The organism is Treponema berlinense, from assembly GCF_900167025.1.
Taxonomy (GTDB): Bacteria; Spirochaetota; Spirochaetia; order Treponematales; family Treponemataceae; genus Treponema_D; species Treponema_D berlinense.
Map to the genome: position 1 here is coordinate 23322 of NZ_FUXC01000009.1, position 25276 is coordinate 48597.

Consider the following 25276-nt stretch of genomic DNA (forward strand, 5'->3'; position numbering starts at 1 on the left):
TAACACGTCATTGTTGACCTGCTCTTGTAGCTCAGTAGGCAGAGCACATCGTTGGTAACGATGAGGTCAGCGGTCCGATTCCGCTCGAGAGCTAGAAGCTAACGCTTAATAAGCATTTTTGAAAATCTTTTTAGGAGAATATAAAAATGGGTAGCAAGAAAAAGACATCAATTGATATTATTGCCCTTCAGTGTACAGACTGCAAACGCAAGAACTACACAACAACTAAGAATCGCAAAAATATTACTGGCAAACTTGAAAAGAATAAGTATTGTCCTTTCTGTCGCAAAGAAGTATTGCACAAAGAAACAAAAGCAAAATAAGCTTTTAAATTTTATATAAGGCTGTCTTTTTTTTAAGACGGCTTGATATATTTAGGTCGGTAGTTCAGTTGGTAGAGCATCGGTCTCCAAAACCGAGTGTCGCGAGTTCGAGTCTTGCCCGGCCTGTTATTAAAATTAGTTTTTATAGAGGAAAATTATGGCAAAAGCAGTTGATTTTATCAAAGAATGTGGTGCTGAACTTAAAAAGGTTGTTTGGCCAACAAAAGATGATGTAATTTCATCTGTAAAAGTTGTTGTTATTTCTTCAATTGTCATTGCCGTAATCCTTGGCGCATTTGATCTTCTGTTCTCTGCTGGGATGGGCCTCCTTTTCCCTGCTGCATAAAAGAGGGTTTTGATTTATGTCTAAAAATTGGTACATAGTTCATACTTATACTGGTTACGAAAAGAAAATTCTTCGGACTGTTAATCAGATGCTCGAAGCTGGAGAACTTGATTCAAATATCATTACAGATGTAAAAGTTCCAGAAGAAGAAGTTGTAGAAATTAAAGACGGAAAAAGACGCAGCAGAAAAAACATGATTCTTCCAGGATATATTATGCTGGAAATGGACTTGCCTGATTTTGGCTGGAAAGACCTTTGTGGAAAAATCCGTCATATCCAGGGAGTTACAGGTTTTGTAGGAACTAATCCTTCTGAAAGACCGCGTCCTATTTCTGCCGAAGAAGCAAAATCTCTCCTTCTTAAAGCCGGCGAAATTAAAGGCGAGAAAAACGTTAAGATTAAGCAGAATTATGCAATCGGCGATCAGGTAAAAATTACCGAAGGACCATTTGCAACATTCAGTGGCTCGGTTGAGGAAATCGACCCTACAAAAGGCAAACTTCGTGTTATGGTTCAGATTTTTGGACGCGCGACACCGGTTGAAGTTGACCTTCTTCAAGTTGAAAAACTTATCTAAAATCGCATAGAATCAGCCCTGTTTTTTAATAGGGCTTTTCCTATATTTGGAAGAAATACAAGTCCGTTGGACAGAGGTATTTCGCTAGTGACTGGGCTCTTTTTTTGAGTCCAAGTCCGACACCAATTAAGGGAGCTATAAAATGGCTACAAAAAAGGTTACAGCTGTCATTAAATTACAGTGTCCAGCAGGATCGGCTACTCCGGCCCCACCAATTGGACCTGCACTCGGACCTCACGGTGTTTCTGCACCTGTGTTCGTTCAGCAGTTCAATGACAGAACAAAGTCAATGGAAAAGGGACTTATCATCCCTGTAATCATTACAGTTTATCAGGATAGATCATTCACATTTATCTTGAAAACTCCACCGGCTGCTGTTCTTATCAAGAAAGCACTTGGTCTTCCAAAAGGTTCAGGAAACCCGCTTCGCGACAAAGTAGGCAAACTTACACAGGCTCAGCTTACTGAAATTGCAACACAGAAAATGCCAGACATCAATGCAAACGACATTGAAGCTGCAAAAAAAATTATTGCCGGTACTGCACGCAGTATGGGTGTTGAAGTGGAGGCTGAATAATGAAACACGGAAAGAAATATTCTGAAGCTCTTAAAAAGTATGATCCACAGAAACACTACGCAGTTGCTGAAGCTTGCAAAGTTGTAAAAGACATTCACTTTGTAAAATTCGACGAAACTGTTGAACTTCATGTGGCTCTTCGTCTTGGAAAAAGCCAGACTGTACGTGATACATTGGTTTTCCCAAACCAGTTCACTGCAGAAAAGAAAGTTCTTGTATTCTGTCCAGAAGAACGCGCAAAAGAAGCTCTTGATGCAGGTGCAACTTATGCAGGTGCTGCTGAATACATCGACAAAGTAAAGGGCGGCTGGCTTGATTTTGATGTTGCAGTTGCTACACCAGATATGATGAAAGATGTTGGTCGTCTTGGTATGGTTCTCGGACGCAAAGGTCTTATGCCTAACCCGAAAACAGGAACTGTTACAAATGACCTCGTTCATGCAATCAGCGAACTTAAAAAAGGTCGTACAGAATTCCGTGCAGACAAAGAAGGTGTAATCCACATCGCTGTAGGTAAAGTTTCTATGGATGCAGATAAGGTTGCAGAAAACGTAACAACTCTTCTTTCAGAACTTGACCGCAAAAAGCCGGCTGATGCAAAGGCTGACTTTGTACGCTCAGTATCAGTAAGCTCTTCAATGGGTCCTGGTGTTTGGGTAGATGTTAAGGAGGAGGCATAATCTATGGCTATTCTTGCTAAAAAACTCCAGCCTGCTAAAACAGCAGCTATCGAAGAAACAAAAAAAGTTTTTGCTGAGTATAATGACTTCATCTTTACAGAATATCGTGGTCTTACAGTAGAACAGATTTCGGCACTTCGTGATAAACTTCGTGAACACGAAGCTCCAATGAAGGTTGTAAAGAATAACTTCGCTCGCGTTGCTTTTGAAGAAATGAAAATCGACAACGTTTCTGACTACCTTACAGGTCCAACAGCCGTTGTAATGGCAAAAGAAGACAGTAACGAAGCTGCAAAAGTTCTTTATGACTTTGCAAAAGACGCTCCTGCTCTTGTAATCAAGGGCGGATATATCGGCAATGAAATTTACGATCAGGCTAAAATGGAAGCTTATTCTAAGGTTCCTGGAAAGAAACAGCTTATCGCAATGCTCATGTCTGCAATCAATGGCCCAGTTCAGAAACTCGCTGCTACTTTGCAGGCTTATGTTGATAAAAAATCACAGGAAGGTGGAGCAGCAGCTCCAGCAGAAGAAGCAAAAGCTTAGTAATCACTTTGCAATTCTTGTGAAGCAGGGTCAGGCTTCATAGCTGTCGACTGTCCCTGCAAAAATATAAAATTGCGGAATAACGGTTCAGTTTGTTCCGCCCGCAATTAAACTTGAGTTAAATCAAAATGATTTAACATGCCTATTTAGGAGAAGATAATATGGCAGCAATTACACAGGATCAGATCCTCGACGCAATCGCAAACATGACAGTTCTCGAAGCTTCAGAACTCGTTAAAGCAATGGAAGAAAAATTTGGTGTTACAGCAGCAGTTGCAGTAGCAGCAGGTCCAGCAGCTGGTGGAGCAGCAGCAGAAGAAGAACAGACAGAATTCACTGTAACTCTCGAAGGCTTCGATGCAGCTAAAAAGATTGCAGTTATCAAAGCAGTTAAAGAAGCTCTCGGACTCGGTCTTGGTGAAGCTAAAACTTTGGTTGAAGGCGCACCAAAAACACTTAAAGAAGGTGTTTCTAAGGCTGAAGCTGATGAACTCATCAAGAAAATGGAAGAAGCTGGTGGTAAAGCTTCTAAAAAATAAGTCAATTTCGGTTAGACCGGATTACTTAAAAAAAGTCGCATAAACGACATTCACATTAAATGCTTACGTTTAGGGTTAATAAAATATTGGCTTCTAAATGTAAGCTTTTAGTGTCTAAAGTGGATTTTAGAAAGTCCAAAAAAATGATATTAGCATCGTCGCCAGATGATGTTTTTGCCGTAAAACCGGCATATAGCTTTTTAATTTTGTGCTGTATCTTTAATTTCTGTATGTCATACGGATTTTTTGATATGTAGCAATTTTAATAAGTAAAGTCCCTCATAGGAGAACTAGATGTTCGCCAAAAGCAGAACCATCAATCGTCAGTACTTCGGAAAAAATATCCAGAACTTTATGGAAATTCCGAACCTCATCGACATTCAGCTTTCATCTTACGAAAGTTTCCTGCAGAAAGAAAAGCTGGACAACAATGAACCTCTTGAAAACAAAGGTCTTCAGGAAGTATTTGATTCAACTTTCCCAATCGAAAGTCCAGACGGCAATATGTCGCTGGAATATGAATTTTACAAACTCGAAGAAGAAAATATTAAGTTTACAGAACTTCAGTGTAAACAGAAAGGATTGACTTATTCTGTTCCTTTAAAAGCAAGAATCAACCTTAATTTTAAGGATACAGGCGCAATTCTTCAGAAAGATATATATATGGGCGATATTCCGCTCATGACAGACCGCGGTACTTTTATCGTAAACGGTGCTGAACGCGTTGTAGTTTCTCAGATTCACCGTTCGCCAGGTGTAATTTTTAATCACGAAAAAGGCGTTTATTCATCTCGCATTATTCCTTACCGTGGTTCTTGGCTGGAATTTGAAATTGACCAGAAAAAAGATTTGATTTATGCAAAAATTGACCGCAAAAAGAAAATCCTTGGAACAATTTTCCTCCGCGCGCTTGGTTTTTCAACTCGCGAAGAAATCATTGACCAGTTCTACGAAACAGAAACTGTAGCCGTTGACGCTGCAAAAAAAGAAGAGCTCGTAGACAAAGTTCTCGCACGTGCCGTAAAAATCAAAAATGAAGATGGAGAAGAAAAAGTTCTTCTTCGCGCAGGTTCAACTCTCCACATGCACGAAGTTGACGACCTCATTTCTCAGGATGTAAAAGAAATCACAATCATCCTTTTTGATGCACGCAAAAAGAAAGGCAACAAAGAAGAACACAATCCTTCGCTTGACAGCAGAATGATCATCAACTGTTTTGAACGCGAAGATATGAAGTACACAAAAGAAGGCGCTTCTGACGAAGAACCAACTCTTGAAGATGCTCTTACTGCTGTATTCTCTATTTTAAAACCAGGCGAACCAATGGCTGCCGAAGCTGCAAAAAACGAACTTGAAGGCATGTTCTTCAATATTCGTCATTATGACCTTGGACGCGTTGGCCGCTATAAGTTGAATAAAAAATTCGACATTTATTCAGAACCTGTTGAAACTCATACTCTTGTAAAGAGCGACATCATCAATACGATGAAGCATCTTGTAAAAGTTTACATTGGAAATGAAGTTCTCGATGATATTGACCATCTTGGCAACCGTCGTATTCGTTCTGTAGGTGAACTTATGACAAATTCTCTCAAAACAGCATTTGCCCGCATGGAGAGAATTGCAAAAGAACGCATGAGCTTAAAAGAAACCGAAACAATGAAGCCTCAGGATTTGATTTCGATTAAACCGATTGTGGCTGCAATCAAAGAATTCTTCGGTTCTTCTCAGTTGTCTCAGTTCATGGATCAGATCAACCCTCTTTCTGAGCTTACTCACAAACGTCGTCTTAACGCTCTTGGTCCTGGCGGTCTTTCTCGTGACCGTGCTGGATTTGAAGTTCGCGATGTACATTACACTCACTATGGACGCATGTGCCCGATTGAAACTCCTGAAGGTCCAAACATCGGTTTGATTGTTTCTCTTGCTATCTTTACCCGTGTAAACGAATACGGATTCCTTGAGACTCCATACCGCAAAGTTGTTGACGGAAAAGCAACTGACACAGTTGAATATCTTTCGGCAATGGACGAAGACAGATACTACATCGGTCAGGTTGCTGAAGGCATGAAGGCTGACGGTTCTTTCCCGACAGAAATGGTTTCTTGTCGTCACGTTGGCGATTATACAACACGCAACGTAAAAGACATTCAGTACATGGACGTTTCTCCACGTCAGGTTATTTCGGTTTCTGCATCTCTCGTTCCATTCCTTGAACACGATGATGCTAACCGTGCTTTGATGGGTTGTAACATGCAGCGTCAGGGCGTTCCACTTTTGTTCCCGGAACCACCATTTGTTGGAACTGGTATGGAAGCAAAAGCAGCTTACGATTCTGGTGTTCTTATTAAGGCAAAACACGATGGCGAAGTTGTCTGGGTAGAAAGCGACCTTATTAAAGTTAAGGTTGACGGTTCTGATAAAATTGATGAATATCCTCTTCTCAAATATCAGAGAACTAACAACGATACTTGTAACCATCAGCGTCCTACTGTTGAAGTTGGCGAAAAAGTTAAAAAAGGCGATGTTCTTGCTGACGGTCCGGCAACTTTCAACGGAGAACTTTCTCTCGGCCGCAACCTCCTCGTTGGATTCGTTCCTTGGAATGGTTACAACTACGAAGACGCCGTACTTATCAGTCGCCGCGTAGTAAAAGAAGATATGTATACTTCTATTCATATCAAGGAATTCCAGACTGAAATCCGCGAAACTAAACTTGGCCCGGAAAAAATCACCCGCGATGTTCCAAATACATCTGAAAAAATGCTCAACAATTTGGACGCAGAAGGTATTATTCGCATTGGTGCAAAAGTTCGTTCAGGAGATATTCTTGTTGGAAAAGTTACTCCAAAATCAGAAACAGAAACAACTCCAGAATTCAAGCTTTTGAACTCAATCTTCGGTGAAAAGGCAAAAGAAGTTCGCGATTCTTCATTGCGCGTTCCACATGGAATTGAAGGCGTAATTATCGATGTCCAGCGTATGAAGAGAACTGAAGGCGATGATTTGAACCCTGGCGTTGATGAAGTTGTAAAAGTTCTTATTGCAAATAAACGTAAACTTCGTGAAGGCGACAAAATGGCTGGACGTCACGGAAACAAAGGTGTCGTTGCACGTATTCTTCCAGAAGAAGATATGCCGTACCTGGCAGACGGAACTCCGCTTGATGTTTGTCTTAACCCGCTTGGTGTACCTTCCCGCATGAACATTGGTCAGATTATGGAATCTGAACTCGGAATTGTAGGCCGCTACCTCAATCAGTATTTTGAGTCTCCGGCTTTCCAGACTCCTTCTCAGGAACAGATTGCTGAAAAACTTGTCGAAGCAGGACTTAGTCCGGATTGTAAACAGATTGTTCGCGATGGACGTACTGGTGAACCATTTGTAAATCCGATTTTTGTTGGTGTAATCTACTTCCTTAAACTGCATCACCTTGTTGACGATAAAATGCACGCTCGTTCAACAGGACCTTATTCTCTTGTTACTCAGCAGCCACTTGGCGGTAAAGCTCAGTTTGGTGGTCAGCGTCTTGGAGAAATGGAAGTTTGGGCACTCGAAGCTTATGGTGCTGCAAACACATTGCAGGAAATGATGACGATTAAGTCTGACGATATGAATGGACGTTCAAAAGTTTACGAATCAATCGTAAAAGGTGACCCGACGGCAGCAGCTGGTGTTCCAGAATCATTTAACGTAATGGTACAGGAGCTTCGTGGTCTTGCTTTGGACTTTAAAATTTATGACGCAAAGGGAAAGAGAATTGCCCTTACCGAACGCGACCAGGAGCTGATTGACAAAGCAAGTTCTGGTTTCGAAAAGGAGAATGAAGATGCGTGATATTCAGGATTTTGATTCAATTAAAATAAAACTCGCCAGCCCGGACGATATCCGCAGCTGGTCTTACGGTGAAGTAAAAAAACCGGAAACAATCAATTATCGTACTCTCAGACCAGAGAAAGACGGTCTTTTCTGTGAACGCATTTTCGGAACTACAAAAGAATGGGAATGTTACTGTGGAAAATTCAAGTCAATTCGCTATAAGGGCGTAATCTGCGACCGTTGTGGAGTTGAAGTTACTCACTTTAAGGTTCGCCGTGAACGCACTGGTCATATTGAACTTGCGGCTCCTGTAAGCCACATTTGGTATTACCGCTCTGTTCCAAGCCGCATGGGTCTTTTGCTCAATATGCAGGTTGCCCAGCTTCGTTCAGTTCTTTATTACGAAAAATATATCGTAATTGATCCGGGCGACACAGAACTCAAAAAAGGTCAGCTTCTTTCGGAAGATGAATACAATGAAGATGTTGAACGCTATGGACAGGAATTCACAGCAGGTATGGGCGCAGAAGCAATTAAAACAATGCTCGAAAACCTTAACCTTGATGAACTTGCTGCTGAGCTCCGCGAAAAAATGCGCGAAAAGGGAACAAAAACAGACAAACGTCTTCTCAAACGCATTCAGATTGTTGAAGATTTCCGTTCTTCAGGCAACAAAGCTTCATGGATGATTTTGGACGTTATTCCTGTAATTCCGCCTGATCTTCGTCCTATGGTTCAGCTTGATGGTGGACGTTTTGCGACATCAGACTTGAATGACCTTTATCGCCGTGTAATCAACCGCAATAACCGTCTTAAAAGACTTATGCAGCTTTCGGCTCCGGATATTATTATCCGTAACGAAAAACGCATGCTTCAGGAAGCAGTTGATGCATTGTTTGACAATTCAAAACGCAAGCGCGTTGTAAAAGGCGCTTCAAACAGACCTCTCAAATCAATCAGCGATATGCTTAAAGGTAAGCAGGGACGTTTCCGCCAGAACCTTCTTGGTAAGCGCGTAGACTACTCTGGTCGTTCGGTAATCGTTGTTGGTCCGGAACTTAAGCTCTGGCAGTGCGGTCTTCCTACAAAAATGGCTCTTGAATTGTTCAAGCCATTTATAATGAAGAAACTTGTTGATAAAGACATTGTTCTCAACATCAAAAAAGCAAAAACTCTTGTTGAGCAGGAAGCTCCTGAAGTATATGCGATTCTTGATGAAGTAGTACGCGAACATCCTGTAATGCTTAACCGTGCTCCTACATTGCACCGTCTTGGTATTCAGGCATTTGAACCTGTTCTTGTTGAAGGAAAAGCACTTAAACTTCACCCTCTCGCATGTAAGGCTTTCAACGCCGACTTCGATGGTGACCAGATGGCTATTCACGTTCCTCTTACACAGGCTGCACAGATGGAATGCTGGACTTTGATGCTTTCTGCACGCAACCTTCTTGACCCTGCAAACGGAAACACAATCGTTTATCCATCGCAGGACATGGTTCTTGGTATTTACTATATGACTTCAGTAAAACCAAATGCAAAGGGAACAGGAAAACGCTTCTCAAATGATGATGAAGTTATAATGGCTGCTGAAGACGGATATATCGAATGGAATGCCGAAATTAAGGTTCCAGCACCGATAGATTCATTTAACGGCGACTTTAAACAGGGTGATTTAATCACAACTACAGCAGGACGCATTCGCTTTAATGCAGAAATGCCTGACGGTGTAGGATTTGTAAACCAGCGCATGGGTGACAAAGATCTTCGCAAGATGATTGAAAAAGTTTATCACACAAAGGGCGCATGGCTTACAATTCAGATGCTCGATGCTGTAAAGGCTTGTGGTTATCACAACGCAACATTCTTCGGTGCAACTCTTTCTATGGAAGATATTCTTATTCCAGAAGAAAAGAAACCGATGGTTGACGAAGCAAACAAACAGGTTGAAGAAATTGTTGGCCAGTATTCTCGCGGTGTAATTACAGCAGATGAACGCTACAACAAAGTAACTGATATTTGGGCTCGTACAAACGAAAAATTGACAGAAATCATGTACGACAAGCTTCAGAAAGACAAGAACGGATTCAACACAATCTATATGATGGCTGATTCCGGTGCCCGCGGTTCTAAAAAACAGATTTCTCAGCTGGCTGCAATGCGTGGTTTGATGGCTAAACCTAACGGCGACATTATCGAATTGCCTGTAAAATCAAACTTCCGCGAAGGTCTTTCGGTTATCGAGTACTTTATTTCTTCAAACGGTGCCCGCAAAGGTCTTACAGATACTGCGCTTAAGACAGCCGATGCCGGTTACATGACTCGTCGTCTTGTTGATGTTGCTCAGGATGTTGTTGTTAATCTTGAAGACTGTGGAACAATCAACGGTATTGAATATTCTGCAATCAAAAATGGTGACGAAATTCTTACTCCGCTTTCAAAGAGAATTGCAGGCCACTTCTCTATTGAGCGCGTAATTCACCCTGTGACTGGAGAAGTTCTTTGCGAATCAAATGAATTTATTACAGATGAACTTGCAAAGAAAATCGAAGATGCCGGTGTTGAAAAAGTAAAACTCAGAACAGTTCTTACTTGCGAAGCTGAACATGGTGTATGTGTAAAATGTTATGGCAAAAACCTTGCCCGTAACAAGCTTGTTGAAATCGGTGAAGCTGTCGGTGTTATCGCTGCCCAGTCAATCGGTCAGCCAGGTACACAGCTTACAATGCGTACATTCCACGTCGGTGGTACAGCATCTAAGGAAACAGAAGATAACAAAATCGTTCTTCCTTACGACGTTCTTATCGGAACAATTGCTGGAACTCACGTTGTTACAGATGACGGACACTGGCTGTTTACTCGTAAGGGAAGCATGATGGCAACCCGTCTTATCGACACTCTCAATGTTGAGTCAGGAGATAAGGTTATTGTTGAAGATGGAGCACGCGTTCTTAAGGGAACAGTTCTTGTTGAAAAGAAATCTGGAAATATTGTTGCAAAAGAAAACGGCCACATCATCATTAAAGACGGTGTAGTTTATCTTGCCAGCAACGAACAGAAAGTTGAAATCAGCAACGGTTCAACAATTATGGTAAAAGACGGCGACATCGTTAAGAGCGGCGATGTTATAGGTACATTCGACCCATTCTCTGAACCAATCATTGCTGAAGTAAGCGGATACATTCACTTTGACGATGTAATTCTCGGTCAGACACTCGAAGAAATCGTCGATGTAAATTCAGGAAAGACAGAACGCCGTATCAGTGATTTGCATCTGGACGTAAAACAGCCTCGTATTCTTATTACAGACGAAGTTGGAAACGAACTTGGTTCATATTACTTGCCGGCAGGTGCTGTTCTTCGTGTAGAAGACAAACAGCAGGTTGAAGCAGGTAAAACTCTTGCAAGCATGCCAGTTGCCGCTGCAAAAACAAACGATATTACAGGTGGTCTTCCACGTGTATCAGAATTGTTCGAAGCAAGAAAACCGAAAATTCCTTGCGTACTCGCACAGATTTCCGGAAGTGTTAAGTTCAAGGGAATTACAAAAGGTAAACGTGTTATCGTCGTAGAAGATGAATACGGAAAACAGTTTGAACATGTTGTTCCAATGACACGCCGCCTGTTGGTTCGTGATGGCGACCAGGTAGTTGCAGGTGAACAGCTTTGTGACGGTGCGGCAAGTGCACATGATATTCTTGCAATCCTCGGTGAAAATGCGCTGATGGATTACCTTATGAACGAAATTCAGGGCGTATACTCTGCACAGGGTGTAACAATTGCCGACAAGCATATTGGTGTAATTGTTCGCCAGATGCTCCGCAAGGTAGAAATCGTATCTGTTGGAGATACAAAATTCATTTACGGACAGCAGGTTGATAAATACCACTTCCGTGAAGAAAACAGACGTATCATTGCAGAAGGCGGTCAGCCGGCAGTTGCACGTCCAATGTTCCAGGGTATTACAAAGGCTGCTCTTGCAACAGATTCCTTTGTATCTGCATGTTCGTTCCAGGAAACAACACGTGTTCTTACAAACGCTGCAATCAAGGGTGAAGAAGATCACCTCCGCGGCTTGAAGGAAAATGTAATCATCGGCCACAGAATTCCTGCTGGAACCGGTATTAAAGATTACAGAAACGTAAAATTGTTTGACGGTTCTGACAACGACCTTGATGTTCAGATGGAAGAAGTTTTGGAACGCCGTCGTCTTGAGCAGGAACGCGAAAAAGAAGTAGCATATCCTCCAATCAACGACAGTGCTTCTGAAGAAGACTAATCATAATCAAAAACCAGTGATTTTTTTTAATAAATTTGCTGGTTTTTGATAAAATTCAGTTGACCGACAATTAAAAAATTCGGTAAGATTGAATACCCTATACTTTTAAAGTGTAGTTTTGTTTGTTTATTTTGACCGGGGTGCTGACCGGCATACAAATAGGAGATTAGGCGATGCCTACAATTAATCAGTTGATTCGTAAAGGTAGACAGACACTTGCAAACCAGACTAAAGCTCCCGCACTTGAGTCTTGTCCACAGAAACGTGGCGTTTGCACTCGTGTAATGACTGTTACACCGAAAAAACCAAACTCAGCTCTCCGCAAGGTAGCTCGTGTTCGTTTGTCAAATGGAATTGAAGTTACTGCATACATTCCAGGTATTGGACATAACTTGCAGGAACACTCAGTTGTTCTTATCCGTGGTGGTCGTGTAAAGGACCTTCCAGGTGTACGCTATCACATTATTCGTGGTACAAAAGATACTCTTGGTGTAGAAGGACGCAAACGCGGTCGTTCTAAGTACGGTGCTAAGAGACCTAAGGCATAATATTTAAAGGAGAATTACTATGGGAAGACATAAGAAATCAGTAAATCGTCCTATTATGCCAGATGCAAAATACAACAGCCCTGTTGTAACAAAATTTGTTTCACGCATGATGCTGGACGGAAAAAAACAGACTTGTACAAAAATTGTCTATGAAGCAATGGACAAACTTAAGGCAAAAACAAATCAGGATCCTCTCGAAGTATTCACAAAGGCTCTTGAAAACGTTAAGCCATTGGTAGAAGTAAAGTCTCGCCGTGTTGGTGGTGCAACTTATCAGGTTCCGATGGAAATCAGAGATTCTCGTCGTGAAGCTTTGGCTATGCGCTGGATTATTGGTGCAGCTCGCAGCAGAAGCGGTCATGGAATGGCAGAAACTTTGGCTTCAGAACTTTTTGATGCATTCAACAATACTGGTTCTGCATATAAAAAGAAGGAAGACGTACACAAGATGGCAGAAGCAAACAAAGCATTTGCTCACTATCGTTGGTAGTTTTTTCTTTGATAAAGGCCTGTCGGTTAAATCTGGCAGGCTTTTTTTATTTGGGTGGCTTTTTGCTGCGCAAAAACCGAGCTTTTCGGGGTTGTCATTCCTTCGGAACGGCTTTGCCGCCCCTGCAATCTCTGCCACGAAAAAAAACGACACTTTGTTTTTTTTAATCTGAATTTTCCCGAAATAAAACTCTGTTTTTTACTTAATTTTATGTAAAATATCAAATTATTTTGCTTTTAAGTATTGAAATTATTTACAAAAAAATATATAAATATAAAACAGTCTGAGTAAATGTATTCAGATTAAGGGTTCTTTGAATTTTTCAGACAGACTTCAATTTTTTTTATTAAGTCTGACTTAAGCCGTAAAGTTAATTGCTCTGCAGTTTTCAGGCTGGGTAGCCCTAGAAACAAAGTCTAGCGGTTTCTGAGACAGACAATCCTTTGTTTGTCGGTAATTCTGAACGCCAGACTTAATTATTTAGATTTTAATCTGATGATGACAGGTGGTGTCGGAAAGATTCTTCGAAATTATGGAGAATTGGTTTTTGTAACAACTTTTCATAAATCAGATAAAAATAAAATAGTGTGTATGCGAATGTGCCGTTTTCTGTACGAAAATGGTTCCATTCTGGCTTAAAGTGCATCACATAAATCATCTTTTTTAAGCCGGATAAAAGAAAAATAATTCGGCAAAGGAGAAAAAACATGGCAAAGGAGAAGTTCGTTAGAACTAAACCTCACATGAACGTTGGTACTATTGGTCACGTAGACCATGGTAAGACAACGCTTTCTGCGGCTATCACTACTTATTGTGCAAAAAAATACGGTGATAAGCTTTTGAAGTACGATGAAATCGACAATGCTCCAGAGGAAAAAGCACGTGGTATTACAATCAACACACGTCACCTTGAGTATCAGTCAGACAAACGTCACTACGCTCATATCGACTGTCCAGGACACGCTGACTATGTAAAAAACATGATTACTGGTGCTGCTCAGATGGACGGTGCAATTCTCGTAATTGCTGCTACTGACGGTGTTATGGCTCAGACAAAAGAACACCTCCTCCTCGCTCGTCAGGTAGGTGTACCAAAGATTATCGTATTCCTCAACAAAGTTGACCAGCTCGACGGCGATGAAGAAATGTTGATGCTCGTAGAAGAAGACGTAAAAGATACAATCCAGAAATACGGATTCTCTGCTGATACACCAATCATCAAAGGTTCTGCTTTCAAAGCTTTGAATGAATCTGACAATCCAGAAAATACAAAATGTATCGAAGAACTTCTTGCGGCAATGGACAGCTGGTTCGATGATCCAGTTCGCGATGATCAGAAACCATTCCTTATGCCAATTGAAGACATCTTTACAATTTCTGGCCGTGGTACAGTAGTTACTGGACGTATCGAACGCGGTGTTGTTAACATGAACGACCCGGTAGAAATCGTAGGTATTCGCCCAACACAGTCTTCAACTGTAACAGGTATCGAAATGTTCCAGAAAACTCTTGATCAGGGTCAGGCTGGTGACAACGTAGGTATCCTCCTCCGTGGTGTTGAAAAGAAAGACGTTGTACGTGGACAGGTTCTTGCAGCTCCAGGCTCAATCCACCCACACACAAAGTTCGAAGCACAGATTTACGTTCTTTCTAAGGAAGAAGGTGGACGTCACTCACCATTCTTCTCTGGATACCGCCCACAGTTCTACTTCCGTACAACTGATATTACAGGTACTGTAGAACTCGAACCGGGAACAGACATGGTAAAACCAGGTGATAACGTAAAAATCATCGGTGAACTTATTCACCCAATCGCTATGGATGAAGGTCTTAAACTCGCTATCCGTGAAGGCGGTCGCACAATCGCTTCTGGACAGGTTACAAAAATCATCGAATAGTAAAATTAGTGATTAAAAGTGCAGTGACTTTTAGTCACTGTGCTTAATCATTGGAGTGAATAAATGGCTAACGGAAAAATTCGTGTTAGACTTCGTGCTTTTGATGTTGAACTTATCGATCAGAGCGCAAAATCAATCGTGCAGACAGTGCAGAAGGCAGGAGCAAAAGTTTCTGGTCCTATCCCACTTCCAACAAGAATCAATAAGGTAACAGTTCTTCGTTCACCACACGTAAACAAAAAGTCACGTGAACAGTTTGAAATGAGAACTCACAAACGCCTTATCGACATTTTGAATCCAACATCTGATGTAATGGATTCTTTGATGAAACTTGAATTGCCTGCAGGCGTAGATGTAGAAATTAAACAGTAAGAGCTAGGCTGCGTCGCAGTTAAGTCTTATTGAAAAACGGTAACGGTCCCTTGGATCAGGGATGGCGGCCGACAGAGAAGAAAGTTAACTTTCTTCTATAGGAGAAATATCAGAATGAAAGGTCTGATTGCAAAAAAAGTAGGAATGACACAGGTATTCGACAGCAACGGCGAACTGACACCAGTAACCGTGATCCATGTAGAACCGAATACAGTTGTTGCTACAAAAACAAAGGAAGCAAATGGCTACGATGCTGTTGTTCTTGGTCTTGAAGATGTAAAAGACTCAAAAATCAACAAAGCATACAAAGGTCAGTTTCCAGAAAATGTATCGCCAAAACGTCATTTGAAAGAATTCAGAGAATTCGAACAGGAAGTTAAAGTAGGCGATCAGATTGGTCTTGAGTTGTTTGAATCAACATCTTATCTCGATGTTACAGCAACTTCAAAAGGTAAGGGATTCCAGGGCGTTATGAAACGCTGGGGCTTCCATGGTGGACGTGCAACTCACGGTTCTAAATTCCATCGCGAAGCAGGTGGTACAGGAAATTGTACAACACCTGGACACAGCCTTAAAAATGTAAAAATGCCAGGACGCATGGGTTTTGATCGTGTAACAGTTCAGAATCTTAAGATTGTAAAAATCGACCCTGAGCTTAAAGTTATTATGGTACGTGGTGCTGTTCCTGGAGTTAAGGATTGCACTCTTATCATCAAGTCTGCAGTAAAGAAGTAATCCGGAGGAAATGAGAAATGGATAAGAAAGTTTTTTCAACCGATGGTAAAGAACTGCGCACAATTACGCTTGATGATAGCATTTTCGGACTTCCAGTTAATGAAGATGTTATTTACTATGCCATCAATAACGAATTAGCAAACAAACGTGTTGGAACAGCTTGTACAAAAACTCGTTCTGAAGTACACGGATCAAATGCTAAGCCATACAAACAGAAGGGAACAGGTCACGCTCGTCGTGGTGATAAAAAATCTCCAATCAATGTTGGCGGTGGTACAATCTTTGGACCAAAACCACGTGATTTCGGTTTTGATCTCCCTAAAAAGGTTAAGCGCCTTGCTATGAAATCAATTTTGAGCTTGCAGGCTCAGAGCGACAGACTTACTGTTGTAGAAGATTTCACTGTTGAAAGCGGAAAAACAAAAGACTTGTTGAAAGTTCTTAACAATTTTGCTAAGGATGAACGCACAGTCGTTATTCTTAAAGATGATGATGCAAAAATTAAACAGGCTGGACGTAATCTCCACAATGTTTACTTCTTGTCTTTCAACCGTCTTCGTGCACATGACCTCTTCTACGGAAGAAAAGTTATCTTGCTCGAATCGGCAGCTAAGAATCTTTCAGAATTCTATAAAGAAGGGGAGGCTAAATAATGACTGATATTCTTATTGAGCCAGTACTGTCTGAAAAAGCAACAGCTTTGCGCGAACAGGGCAAATATACTTTTAAAGTAGCCCCAGACGCTAACAAAACACAGATTAAAGAAGCAGTATCAAAACTCTTCAATGTTACAGTTGTAAAAATTACTACTGTAAATGTTCTCGGTAAAGTTAAAAGGGTTCGTGGAAAACCTGGAAAAACTGCCGACTGGAAAAAGGCAATTGTTCGTCTTGCTCCAGGAGAAACAATTAAGGTATTCGAGGGCGTTTAAGCCTTCGCTAAATTAAGGGGAACCAGATGGCTCTTAAAGTTTTTAAACCATACACTGCTGGTACTCGTACCCGCATCGATTTGGTAAGAGAAGAACTGACAACCGATAAACCCGAAAAAAGTCTGGTATCAGGTCTTAAGTCAAATGGTGGACGCGGTCAGGGTGGTCGTATTTCTGTACGTCACCAGGGTGGTGGACACAAAAGAAAGTATCGCGTAATTGATTTTAAACGCAATAAGCACGGAATTCCTGGAACCGTAAAAACAATTGAATACGATCCAAACCGCAGCGCAAACATTGCTTTGATTTATTATGCAGATGGCGAAAAACGCTATATTATTGCTCCAAAAGGACTTACTGTAGGACAGAAAATTATGTCTGGTGAAAACGCAGTTCCAACTGTTGGAAATGCACTGCCACTTGAAGTAATTCCTGTTGGTTTTACAGTTCACAACATTGAATTGACACTTGGCCGTGGTGGACAGCTTGCCCGCTCAGCAGGTGCTTCTGCTCTTGTTGCTGCTAAAGACGGTGAATATGTTGTAATTCGCCTTCCTTCAGGTGAAACACGCCGTGTCTTTGGAAAATGCTATGCAACAATTGGCGTTGTTGGTAATGAAGAACGTATGAACACTCAGCTTGGTAAAGCTGGCCGCAGACGTTGGCTCGGTATCCGTCCAACAGTTCGTGGTATGGCTATGAACCCGGTTGATCATCCGCTTGGTGGTGGTGAAGGTGCTGGTAAAGGACATCAGCCTGTTACACCTTGGGGACAGCCATGTAGAGGTTATAAGACTCGCAACAAGAGAAAGCCTTCTAACCGTTTCATTGTTTCACGCCGTAAGAAGTAGTAGGAGTAGTTAACAATGTCAAGATCAGTTAAGAAAGGACCTTTTATTGAAAAGAGCCTTTACAAGAAAGTTATTGAAATGAATAAAGAGTCAGACAAGAAAATGATTAAAACATATTCTCGTTGCTCTACAATCATTCCAGAAATGGTTGGAAACACAATCAGTGTTTACAACGGTAAGTCATGGATTCCTGTATATGTTACTGAAAATCTCGTTGGCCATAAGCTCGGCGAATTTGCTCCAACTCGTACATTTAAAGGACATGGCGGCACTGATAAGAGTGCTAACTAAAGGTGGATACTATGGCAGAGAAAAAAGGTTATGTAGCCACTACAAAATTCCTGATTGCATCACCAACTAAGGTTCGTCCAGTTGCTAATGTAATTAAGCAGAAGAAATGCTCAGAAGCTTTGGCAGTTCTTGAAAATATGCCACAGAAAGGTGCAGAGTTGATTAAAGGTACACTTAAATCAGCTGTTGCTAACGCTCTGTATGCAAACAAGAATCTCGATGAAGATATGCTCTACATCAAGGAAATTCGTATTGATGAAGGTCCGAGACTTAAGAGAGTTTGGTTCCGTGCTCGCGGCCGTGCTGATCAGCTCTTAAAACGTATGTGCCATATCACCGTCATTGTTGACGAGAAGGCGGGGGAATAAAGTGGGTCAGAAAGTAAATCCTATCGGTTTGCGTCTTGGAATTAACAAGACATGGCAGTCTCGCTGGTATGCTGGTCCTCGCGACTATGCAGACCTGGTTCTTGAGGATATTAAAATCCGCAAGTTGGTAAGAGAATTACCTGAATGCCAGAACGCAGATATTGCAGAAATCGAAATCGTACGTCACCCGCAGCGTGTTACAATTGTAATTCACACAGCACGCCCAGGTGTAATTATTGGTGTAAAAGGTGCTAACATCGAAAAGATCAGTGCTGAAATTCAGGCACAGTTTGCTTCTAAAAAAGTTCAGATTAAGATCAAAGAAGTAAAACGTGCTGATATCAACGCTTCTCTTATTGCACAGAACGTTGGACGCCAGCTTGCAGGTCGTGGTTCATTCCGCAAGGCTCTTAAGCAGGCTTCTTCTAACGCAATGAAAGGTGGAGCACAGGGAATTAAGATCCGTTTGTCAGGTCGTCTTGGTGGCGCAGAAATGAAACGCTCGGAAGAACATAAGGAAGGACGTGTTCCTCTTCATACTCTCCGTGCAGACATTGATTACGCTACATACGAAGCTCATACAACTTATGGAAAAATTGGCGTAAAAGTATGGGTTTATAACGGTATGAACTACGGTATTGAAAAGAATGAAGATGCTGGACAGATTGTTCGCAAGCCTCATCGTGACCGCTCTCAGTCTAATGACTCAAGAGCAAAACGCCCTGCTCGCGCAGCAGATTCTTCAAAGGAGTAACATAAAATGCTTAGTCCTAAAAGAGTTATTCACCGTAAAGTACAGCGCGGTAAAGTAAAAGGAAATGCCACACGTGCTAACAATATTGACTTTGGTCAGATTGCTCTTGTAGCTCTCGAACCAGTTTGGCTTCAGGCTCGTCATATTGAAGCTGCCCGTGTTGCTATCAACCGTAAGCTTGAACGTAAGGGAAATGTTTGGCTTCGTGTATTCCCGGATAAACCAATTACCAAAAAACCATCGGAAGTTCGCATGGGTAAGGGAAAAGGTTCTCCAGAATTTTGGGCTGCAAACATTAAACCTGGTGTAATTTTGTTTGAAGTTGGTGGAATTGATATTAAACTTGCAGAACAGGCTCTTAAGCTTGCTGCAGACAAACTTCCAATCAGAACAAAGATTGCATACAAACCAACTATCGACTAAGGAGTAAGATATGGCTAATTCAAAGAAAAAGAATGTAAAAGAAATGTCTTACGCTGAATTGGTAGCTGAACGTAACGACATGAAACAGAAATACATGGATCTCCGTTTCCAGATGGTAATCGGCCATGTTGATAACCCAATGCAGAAGCGTACTATGCGCCGCCAGATTGCGACTCTTAATACGCTCATCCGTGCAAAAGAACTTGCCGGACAGACTAAGTAGGAGCTAACCCGTGGCAGAACAGGAAGTTCAGACTAAAAAGGGAGCAAAACGTTCGTTCGTAGGTATCGTAACAAGCGACAAAATGGAAAAAACCATCGTTGTTTCAATCGATACAAAGAGAATGAACCCTCTCTATAAGAAATACGTTACACAGACTAAAAAGTGTAAGGCACATGATGAAAAGAACGAAGCTCACATTGGTGACACAGTTCGCATCATTGAATGCAGTCCAATCAGCAAAGATAAGTGCTGGAGACTTGCAGAAATCATCGAAAGAGCAAAATAAGCTAAAGGAGTTATAAAATGCTGCAGATGCAATCAAAATTGACTGTTGCCGATAACTCCGGAGCAAAAGTTGCTCAGGTTATCAAGGTTCTCGGTGGTACACACCGCCGTTATGCCGGTATCGGTGATATTGTAGTAGTAGCAATCAAGGAAGCAATTCCTACTTCTACTATTAAAGAAGGTACAGTTGAAAAAGCTGTAATCGTTCGTGTTTCAAAAGAATACCGTCGTCCAGATGGAACTTACATTCGCTTTGATGACAATGCTTGCGTTATCGTTGATGCTGATGGAAATCCAAAAGGAAAACGTATTTTTGGACCTGTTGCACGTGAGCTCCGTGATATGGACTTCATGAAGATCGTATCACTCGCTCCAGAAGTACTGTAAGGAGAATCAATATGGAAAAGAAACTTAAGATCCGTAAAGACGATACCGTACAGGTAATCGCTGGAAAAGACAAAGGCAAACGTGGTGCTGTTGTTCGCGTAATTGCTAAAAAAGATGCAGTAATTGTATCTGGAATTAACATGGTTAAAAAAGCAATGAGAAAACGCAGTCAGCAGGATCAGGGTGGAATCGCAGAAATCGAAGCTCCACTTAACATTTCAAACGTTGCGATCGTATGTAAAAAATGCGGTCCAACTAAAATTGGATTCAAAATTGACGGCGACAAGAAAACTCGTGTTTGCCGTAAGTGTGGAGAAGCACTGTAATGGATAAGTACGTACCACGGCTTAAGAAAGTCTATAAGGACACTATCGCTCCTGAGCTCTTCAAAGAACTCGGTTACACATCCGTAATGCAGATTCCTGCTATTAAAAAAGTAGTAGTAAGCATGGGTGTTGGCGAAGCTCTCACTAACAAGAAACTCCTTGATGCCGCAGTAGCTGATTTAACTCAGATTACTGGACAGCATGCTGTTAAGACGAAGGCTAGAAAGAGTATTGCTAACTTTAAACTTCGTGAGGGCAATGAAGTTGGTGTAATGGTAACATTGCGCGGTAACATTATGTATGAATTTTTGGACCGCCTTATCAATGTTGCATTACCTCGTGTAAAGGATTTCCGCGGAATCAAAGCAACAGGTTTTGACGGACACGGAAACTTCTCTCTTGGTATTACAGAACAGATTATCTTCCCAGAAATCGACTTCGATAAAATCGTAAAGATTGCTGGTATGAACATCTCGATTGTAACAAGTGCTCGCACAGATGCTGAAGCTCGTGCATTGCTTACCAAGTTCAATATGCCTTTCAGAAAGTAGGTGAGGAACAATGGCTAAGAAATCAATGGTTATCAAAGCAGATCGCACACCTAAATATAGCACTCGTCGCTATAACAGATGTCAGATTTGTGGTCGTCCACGCGGTTATTTGCGCAAATTCAAAATTTGCCGTATTTGTTTCCGCAAGTTAGCAAGTGAAGGCCTTTTGCCAGGCGTAACAAAATCAAGTTGGTAGTGGAGGAGAAAGAAAATGAGTACATCAGACCCAATAGCAGACATGCTCACTAAGGTTCGTAATGCTGTTCAGGCTCGCCACGAAAAAGTAGATGTTTCTACATCTAAACTTAAGCTTGAAATTGTTAAGATCCTTAAAACAGAAGGTTATATTAAGAATTTTAAGAAAGTTCAGGAAGAAGGTCATTCTATCATCCGTATTTTCTTGAAGTATGATGAAGCAAATGCGCCGGTTATCCACGGAATTGAAAAGATTTCAACTCCAGGACGTCGTATTTATTCTGGCTATAAAGAGTTGCCACGTGTTCTTAATGGATACGGTACACTGATCGTTTCAACTTCTTCTGGTGTAACAACTGGAAAGAAAGCAAGTGAAAAAATGGTTGGTGGCGAACTCGTTTGCAAAGTTTGGTAATAGGAGGAAGAGATGTCAAAAATCGGTAAACTTCCTGTTGCTATTCCTGCAGGAGTTACAGTTACAGTTAATGCCGGAGAAATTGTTGTAAAGGGCCCAAAAGGTGAACTTAAACAGCATGTAAACGATAAAGTAAATTTCGAAGTTAAAGACGGAGAACTTACTGTTTCGCCGGTTGATGAATCAAAAGCTGCTGGCGCAGCACACGGTCTTTACCGTGCATTGGTTCATAATATGGTTACTGGTGTTACTCAGGGATTCTCAAAATCTTTGATTATCACTGGTGTTGGTTATCGTGCTGAAGTTCAGGGAAAAAATCTTGTAATGAACCTTGGTTTTTCTTCTGACTTTATCGCAATAATCCCAGATGGTCTTACTGTTACAGCAGATGCTAATGGTAAAGTTACTATTACTGGTATTGACAAGCAGCTGGTTGGTGAATTTGCTTCACAGATCCGCAAACTTCGTCTCCCAGAACCTTACAAGGGAAAGGGAATTCGTTACAGCGACGAAGTTATCAGACGCAAAGTCGGAAAGACTGGCGTAAAATAAGGTGTAGCGTATGTTTAAGAAACTTAATGATAAAGCAAGAAAGCGCCTTCATCGTAAGGTTCATATCCGTAAGTCAGTTTACGGAACAGCTGCTCGCCCACGCTTAACAGTAACACGTAGCAACTGTAACCTTTACGCTCAGGTAATTGATGATGACGAAGGTGTAACACTTGCTTCTATTTCTACTTTGGAAAAAGAATTTGCTGACTTGAAAGCAACTGTTGAAGGTGCAGCAAAACTTGGTGAAGCATTTGGAAAACGTCTTCATGACAAAAAAATTACAACTGTAGTTTTTGACCGCAACGGATATCTGTATCATGGTGTTGTAAAGGCACTCGCAGATGGAACCCGCAAAGCAGGTATCATTTTCTAGGAGAGTCTAATGGAACGCCAGAACAAGTTCGAAAAAGAAAGAGAACAGAAAGAATTCGTTGAAAAACTTGTTAGACTGAATCGTACTGCTAAAACCGTAAAAGGTGGACGCCGTATGTCATTCTCAGCTCTCACAGTTGTAGGCGATGGAAAAGGTCGCGTAGGATATGGATTTGGCAAAGCTAATGATGTATCTGAAGCTATTAGAAAGAGTATTGATCGTGCAAAGAGAAACCTTATTACTGTTCCAGTAAAAAATGGTACTCTTCCACACGATGTTCTTGGAAAATACAAGAGTTCATCAATTCTTTTGAAACCAGCTTGTGCCGGTACTGGAATCATCGCAGGTGGTCCAGTTCGTGCAATCATGGATTCAATTGGTGCAACAGACGTAATTTCTAAGTCATTGGGCTCTTCAAGCCCAGTCAATGTAGTTCGTGCAACATTTGAAGCTCTTGAAAGTCTTATGGACGCAAAAGTTGTTGCATCTAACAGAGGTAAATCTCTGCAGGAAATGTGGGGTTAATCATGGCTAAGAAAATCAAGGTAACACTTGTAAAAAGTACAATTGGACAGAAACCAGCTAAGGTTGCAACAGTTCGCAGTCTTGGTCTTAAAAAGATTAACTCTTCAAACACATTGGAAGCAACTCCAGCTGTTCTTGGAATGGCTGAAGCTGTATCACACCTGATTACAGTCGAGGAAGTAAAATAATGTCTGATTTCGTATTGAGTGCACCACAGGGTGCTAATAAGAAAAAGCGCATTGTCGGCCGCGGTTCTTCTTCAGGTCGTGGAACAACTGCAGGAAAGGGAAACAAGGGACAGCAGTCTCGCTCTGGTGGAAAAACATACGTAGGTTTTGAAGGCGGACAGATGCCTCTTTACCGTCGCATTGCACACCGTGGTTTCTCTAACTACCCATTCAAGAAAGAATATTCGGTTGTAAATGTTTCTCTTCTTGAAGAAAAATATTCAGATGGCGAATCAGTAAACAAGGAAACTCTTGTTGCTAAAGGTCTTATTTCTAAAGTAGATTCTTTGGTAAAAATTCTTGGTACTGGTGATTTAACAAAAAAACTTACAGTAGATGTAGATAAAGTTTCTGCTTCGGCAAAAGCTAAAATCGAAAAAGCTGGCGGTTCTGTTAAAGAAGCTTCTGAAACAAAAGCTAATTAAAATAAGTACCGGAGACACACATGGCAAACAATCCAATTGTAAATATGTTTAGAATTAAAGAGTTGAGAAATCGTCTGCTCTTTACATTAGCTATTCTTGCAATATTCCGTCTTGGATGCGTGCTGACAATTCCTGGAATTAATGCTGGAGTACTCGTTGAATACTTCAATAATCTTGCAAAGAGTGGCGAAAACGCATTTGCAAGTTACATGGACTTTTTTGCCGGTGGTGCATTCTCTAATTTCTCTGTGTTCATGCTTGGTGTTATGCCTTACATTTCAACACAGATTATTTTGCAGCTGGCGCTGATTATTTTCCCATCTCTTAAACGCATTGTTCAGGAAGATGGAGGTCAGCGCAAATTTGCAGCGTGGACAAGAATCGGCACAATTTTTGTATGTTTGATTCAGTCTGCTGCTGTAACGGTTTATGCAAACAGTATTCCAGGAGCAATTGTTCTTGAAAGTAATGTTGCATTCAGGCTGCTTGCAATGCTCACTGTTACTACAGGTGCTATGATTACTGTTTGGCTTGGTGATCAGATTACGGCTCATGGTATTGGAAATGGAATTTCGATTCTCATTTTCGCAGGTATCGTAGCTCGTCTTCCACATGCTGTAATGGAACTTATACAGAAAGTTCGCAGCAATGAAATCAATGCTGTTGCAGTTATCGTAGTAATTTTGATGTTCTTCGGAATTATTGCACTTGTAGTTTATGAACAGTCCGGCGAACGTAAAATCCCTGTACACTATGCTAAACGCGTAGTTGGACGGAAAATGTACGGTGGACAGAGTACTTATATTCCATTCAAGATCAATCCGTCGGGAGTTATTCCTGTAATTTTTGCATCATCGTTCTTAACTTTCCCGCTTCAGATTGTTTCAAGTATTGGTGCCAGCAAGGCTTCAGCAACTTGGGTTTCAAAACTCTCTTATATACTGCAGCCGACTGGAATTACATATAATGTATTGTTGGTACTTTTGATTATTTTCTTTGCATACTTCTACACACAGGTAACCCTGAACCCCACAGAAATCGCAAAAAATATCAGAGAAAACGGTGGTTCTATTCCAGGAATCCGTACTGACAAAACAGAAGAATACATGCAGAAGGTTTTAAACCGTCTCGTGTTGCCTGGTTCAATTTATCTTGCTGCAATCGCAGTATTGCCGACAATTATTCAGATTGCATTTAAGTTCCCACAGTCAATTGCTATGTTGATGGGTGGCACTTCTTTGTTAATCTTGGTAGGCGTTGACCTTGATACAATGAGTCAGGTTGAAGCGCTTCTTAAAATGCACCACTCAGAGGGTCTTGTTAAGAAGGGTAAATTACGTTCAAGAAATTTGTAAAATTTTAAGAAAATTTATAGAATTTCTATAGAACAACAAAGGGAATTTGTGGTATATTAGATAACCTGAATTGTAATTCATTGCGAATTGCCA

At 41.2% G+C, this 25276-nt stretch carries 34 protein-coding genes and 2 tRNA genes; all 36 read left to right on the forward strand.

The window, feature by feature from the left end:
- Nucleotides 1–20 precede the first annotated feature (20 nt).
- The 36 genes from B5D47_RS07885 to secY all read left to right on the forward strand — a co-directional run bounded on the left by B5D47_RS07885 (nt 21) and on the right by secY (nt 25183).
- Nucleotides 21–93: transfer RNA gene (locus B5D47_RS07885), tRNA-Thr, on the forward strand.
- A gap of 53 nt (nt 94–146) precedes the next feature.
- On the forward strand, nt 147–323 hold the full coding sequence (gene rpmG / locus B5D47_RS07890) for a 50S ribosomal protein L33 (protein WP_078931290.1): 177 nt from the start codon (nt 147–149) through the stop codon (nt 321–323).
- 53 nt (nt 324–376) lie between these two features.
- A tRNA-Trp gene (locus tag B5D47_RS07895) sits at nt 377–449 on the forward strand.
- A gap of 31 nt (nt 450–480) precedes the next feature.
- Entirely contained in the window at nt 481–669 is a 189-nt protein-coding gene (gene secE / locus B5D47_RS07900; protein ID WP_078931291.1) for a preprotein translocase subunit SecE, read from the forward strand.
- A 16-nt stretch (nt 670–685) separates the two neighbouring features.
- The gene (gene nusG / locus B5D47_RS07905) at nt 686–1246 is read left to right on the forward strand and encodes a transcription termination/antitermination protein NusG (protein ID WP_078931292.1); all 561 of its coding nucleotides are present in this window, start codon (nt 686–688) and stop codon (nt 1244–1246) included.
- A 142-nt stretch (nt 1247–1388) separates the two neighbouring features.
- Entirely contained in the window at nt 1389–1823 is a 435-nt protein-coding gene (rplK, locus tag B5D47_RS07910) for a 50S ribosomal protein L11 (protein WP_078931293.1), read from the forward strand.
- A complete protein-coding gene (rplA, locus tag B5D47_RS07915) occupies nt 1823–2503 on the forward strand; it encodes a 50S ribosomal protein L1 (protein WP_078931294.1) in 681 nt (226 codons plus the stop codon). The genes rplK and rplA overlap by 1 nt, the downstream gene beginning before the upstream one ends.
- Before the next feature lie 3 nt (nt 2504–2506).
- Entirely contained in the window at nt 2507–3049 is a 543-nt protein-coding gene (rplJ, locus tag B5D47_RS07920; protein ID WP_078931295.1) for a 50S ribosomal protein L10, read from the forward strand.
- Nucleotides 3050–3210: 161 nt separating this feature from the next.
- Complete coding sequence (rplL, locus tag B5D47_RS07925) at nt 3211–3588, forward strand: 50S ribosomal protein L7/L12 (RefSeq protein ID WP_078931296.1); 378 nt, start codon at nt 3211–3213, stop codon at nt 3586–3588.
- 294 nt (nt 3589–3882) lie between these two features.
- Entirely contained in the window at nt 3883–7425 is a 3543-nt protein-coding gene (gene rpoB, locus B5D47_RS07930) for a DNA-directed RNA polymerase subunit beta (RefSeq protein WP_078931297.1), read from the forward strand.
- Nucleotides 7418–11683 (forward strand): DNA-directed RNA polymerase subunit beta', encoded by a 4266-nt coding sequence (gene rpoC, locus B5D47_RS07935; protein WP_078931298.1) that lies wholly within the window; start codon nt 7418–7420, stop codon nt 11681–11683. Before rpoB ends, rpoC begins: the two co-directional genes overlap by 8 nt.
- Nucleotides 11684–11856: 173 nt before the next feature.
- Complete coding sequence (gene rpsL, locus B5D47_RS07940; RefSeq protein ID WP_078931299.1) at nt 11857–12231, forward strand: 30S ribosomal protein S12; 375 nt, start codon at nt 11857–11859, stop codon at nt 12229–12231.
- 19 nt (nt 12232–12250) lie between these two features.
- Nucleotides 12251–12721, forward strand: coding sequence for a 30S ribosomal protein S7 (gene rpsG, locus B5D47_RS07945; protein WP_078931300.1), 471 nt, complete (start codon nt 12251–12253; stop codon nt 12719–12721).
- A gap of 707 nt (nt 12722–13428) precedes the next feature.
- Complete coding sequence (gene tuf / locus B5D47_RS07955; protein ID WP_078931302.1) at nt 13429–14619, forward strand: elongation factor Tu; 1191 nt, start codon at nt 13429–13431, stop codon at nt 14617–14619.
- Between the two features lie 63 nt (nt 14620–14682).
- A complete protein-coding gene (gene rpsJ / locus B5D47_RS07960; protein WP_078931303.1) occupies nt 14683–14991 on the forward strand; it encodes a 30S ribosomal protein S10 in 309 nt (102 codons plus the stop codon).
- Between the two features lie 114 nt (nt 14992–15105).
- Nucleotides 15106–15726, forward strand: coding sequence for a 50S ribosomal protein L3 (gene rplC / locus B5D47_RS07965; protein ID WP_078931304.1), 621 nt, complete (start codon nt 15106–15108; stop codon nt 15724–15726).
- 17 nt (nt 15727–15743) lie between these two features.
- Nucleotides 15744–16379 carry a 50S ribosomal protein L4 gene (gene rplD / locus B5D47_RS07970; protein ID WP_078931305.1) on the forward strand — a complete coding sequence of 212 codons (636 nt, stop codon included), beginning with the start codon at nt 15744–15746 and terminating at the stop codon, nt 16377–16379.
- Nucleotides 16379–16657, forward strand: a complete 279-nt coding sequence (locus B5D47_RS07975; protein ID WP_078931306.1) for a 50S ribosomal protein L23 — start codon at nt 16379–16381, stop codon at nt 16655–16657. Before rplD ends, B5D47_RS07975 begins: the two co-directional genes overlap by 1 nt.
- 26 nt (nt 16658–16683) lie before the next feature.
- The gene (gene rplB / locus B5D47_RS07980) at nt 16684–17508 is read left to right on the forward strand and encodes a 50S ribosomal protein L2 (RefSeq protein WP_078931307.1); all 825 of its coding nucleotides are present in this window, start codon (nt 16684–16686) and stop codon (nt 17506–17508) included.
- Nucleotides 17509–17523: 15 nt separating this feature from the next.
- The gene (rpsS, locus tag B5D47_RS07985) at nt 17524–17799 is read left to right on the forward strand and encodes a 30S ribosomal protein S19 (RefSeq protein WP_078931308.1); all 276 of its coding nucleotides are present in this window, start codon (nt 17524–17526) and stop codon (nt 17797–17799) included.
- 11 nt (nt 17800–17810) lie between these two features.
- Nucleotides 17811–18167: a 50S ribosomal protein L22 gene (rplV, locus tag B5D47_RS07990; RefSeq protein WP_078931309.1), complete on the forward strand. Its 357-nt coding sequence runs from the start codon at nt 17811–17813 to the stop codon at nt 18165–18167.
- A gap of 1 nt (nt 18168) precedes the next feature.
- Complete coding sequence (gene rpsC, locus B5D47_RS07995; protein WP_078931310.1) at nt 18169–18921, forward strand: 30S ribosomal protein S3; 753 nt, start codon at nt 18169–18171, stop codon at nt 18919–18921.
- Nucleotides 18922–18927: 6 nt separating this feature from the next.
- A complete protein-coding gene (rplP, locus tag B5D47_RS08000; RefSeq protein WP_078931311.1) occupies nt 18928–19344 on the forward strand; it encodes a 50S ribosomal protein L16 in 417 nt (138 codons plus the stop codon).
- 10 nt (nt 19345–19354) lie between these two features.
- Nucleotides 19355–19567, forward strand: coding sequence for a 50S ribosomal protein L29 (rpmC, locus tag B5D47_RS08005; protein WP_078931312.1), 213 nt, complete (start codon nt 19355–19357; stop codon nt 19565–19567).
- A 10-nt stretch (nt 19568–19577) separates the two neighbouring features.
- The gene (gene rpsQ / locus B5D47_RS08010; protein WP_078931313.1) at nt 19578–19853 is read left to right on the forward strand and encodes a 30S ribosomal protein S17; all 276 of its coding nucleotides are present in this window, start codon (nt 19578–19580) and stop codon (nt 19851–19853) included.
- A 17-nt stretch (nt 19854–19870) separates the two neighbouring features.
- Nucleotides 19871–20239: a 50S ribosomal protein L14 gene (rplN, locus tag B5D47_RS08015; RefSeq protein WP_078931314.1), complete on the forward strand. Its 369-nt coding sequence runs from the start codon at nt 19871–19873 to the stop codon at nt 20237–20239.
- An 11-nt stretch (nt 20240–20250) separates the two neighbouring features.
- The gene (rplX, locus tag B5D47_RS08020) at nt 20251–20565 is read left to right on the forward strand and encodes a 50S ribosomal protein L24 (RefSeq protein WP_078931315.1); all 315 of its coding nucleotides are present in this window, start codon (nt 20251–20253) and stop codon (nt 20563–20565) included.
- The gene (gene rplE / locus B5D47_RS08025; protein WP_078931316.1) at nt 20565–21116 is read left to right on the forward strand and encodes a 50S ribosomal protein L5; all 552 of its coding nucleotides are present in this window, start codon (nt 20565–20567) and stop codon (nt 21114–21116) included. The genes rplX and rplE overlap by 1 nt, the downstream gene beginning before the upstream one ends.
- A 10-nt stretch (nt 21117–21126) precedes the next feature.
- Nucleotides 21127–21312, forward strand: coding sequence for a type Z 30S ribosomal protein S14 (locus B5D47_RS08030; protein ID WP_078931317.1), 186 nt, complete (start codon nt 21127–21129; stop codon nt 21310–21312).
- Between the two features lie 15 nt (nt 21313–21327).
- Nucleotides 21328–21726 carry a 30S ribosomal protein S8 gene (rpsH, locus tag B5D47_RS08035; protein WP_078931318.1) on the forward strand — a complete coding sequence of 133 codons (399 nt, stop codon included), beginning with the start codon at nt 21328–21330 and terminating at the stop codon, nt 21724–21726.
- Between the two features lie 12 nt (nt 21727–21738).
- The gene (gene rplF / locus B5D47_RS08040; protein WP_078931319.1) at nt 21739–22278 is read left to right on the forward strand and encodes a 50S ribosomal protein L6; all 540 of its coding nucleotides are present in this window, start codon (nt 21739–21741) and stop codon (nt 22276–22278) included.
- Between the two features lie 10 nt (nt 22279–22288).
- Nucleotides 22289–22651, forward strand: a complete 363-nt coding sequence (gene rplR, locus B5D47_RS08045; RefSeq protein ID WP_078931320.1) for a 50S ribosomal protein L18 — start codon at nt 22289–22291, stop codon at nt 22649–22651.
- Nucleotides 22652–22660: 9 nt separating this feature from the next.
- The gene (rpsE, locus tag B5D47_RS08050; protein WP_078931321.1) at nt 22661–23176 is read left to right on the forward strand and encodes a 30S ribosomal protein S5; all 516 of its coding nucleotides are present in this window, start codon (nt 22661–22663) and stop codon (nt 23174–23176) included.
- Between the two features lie 2 nt (nt 23177–23178).
- Nucleotides 23179–23364, forward strand: a complete 186-nt coding sequence (gene rpmD / locus B5D47_RS08055) for a 50S ribosomal protein L30 (protein WP_078931322.1) — start codon at nt 23179–23181, stop codon at nt 23362–23364.
- A complete protein-coding gene (rplO, locus tag B5D47_RS08060) occupies nt 23364–23828 on the forward strand; it encodes a 50S ribosomal protein L15 (protein ID WP_078931323.1) in 465 nt (154 codons plus the stop codon). The genes rpmD and rplO overlap by 1 nt, the downstream gene beginning before the upstream one ends.
- A 20-nt stretch (nt 23829–23848) precedes the next feature.
- Nucleotides 23849–25183, forward strand: coding sequence for a preprotein translocase subunit SecY (secY, locus tag B5D47_RS08065; RefSeq protein WP_078931324.1), 1335 nt, complete (start codon nt 23849–23851; stop codon nt 25181–25183).
- Nucleotides 25184–25276 lie beyond the last annotated feature (93 nt).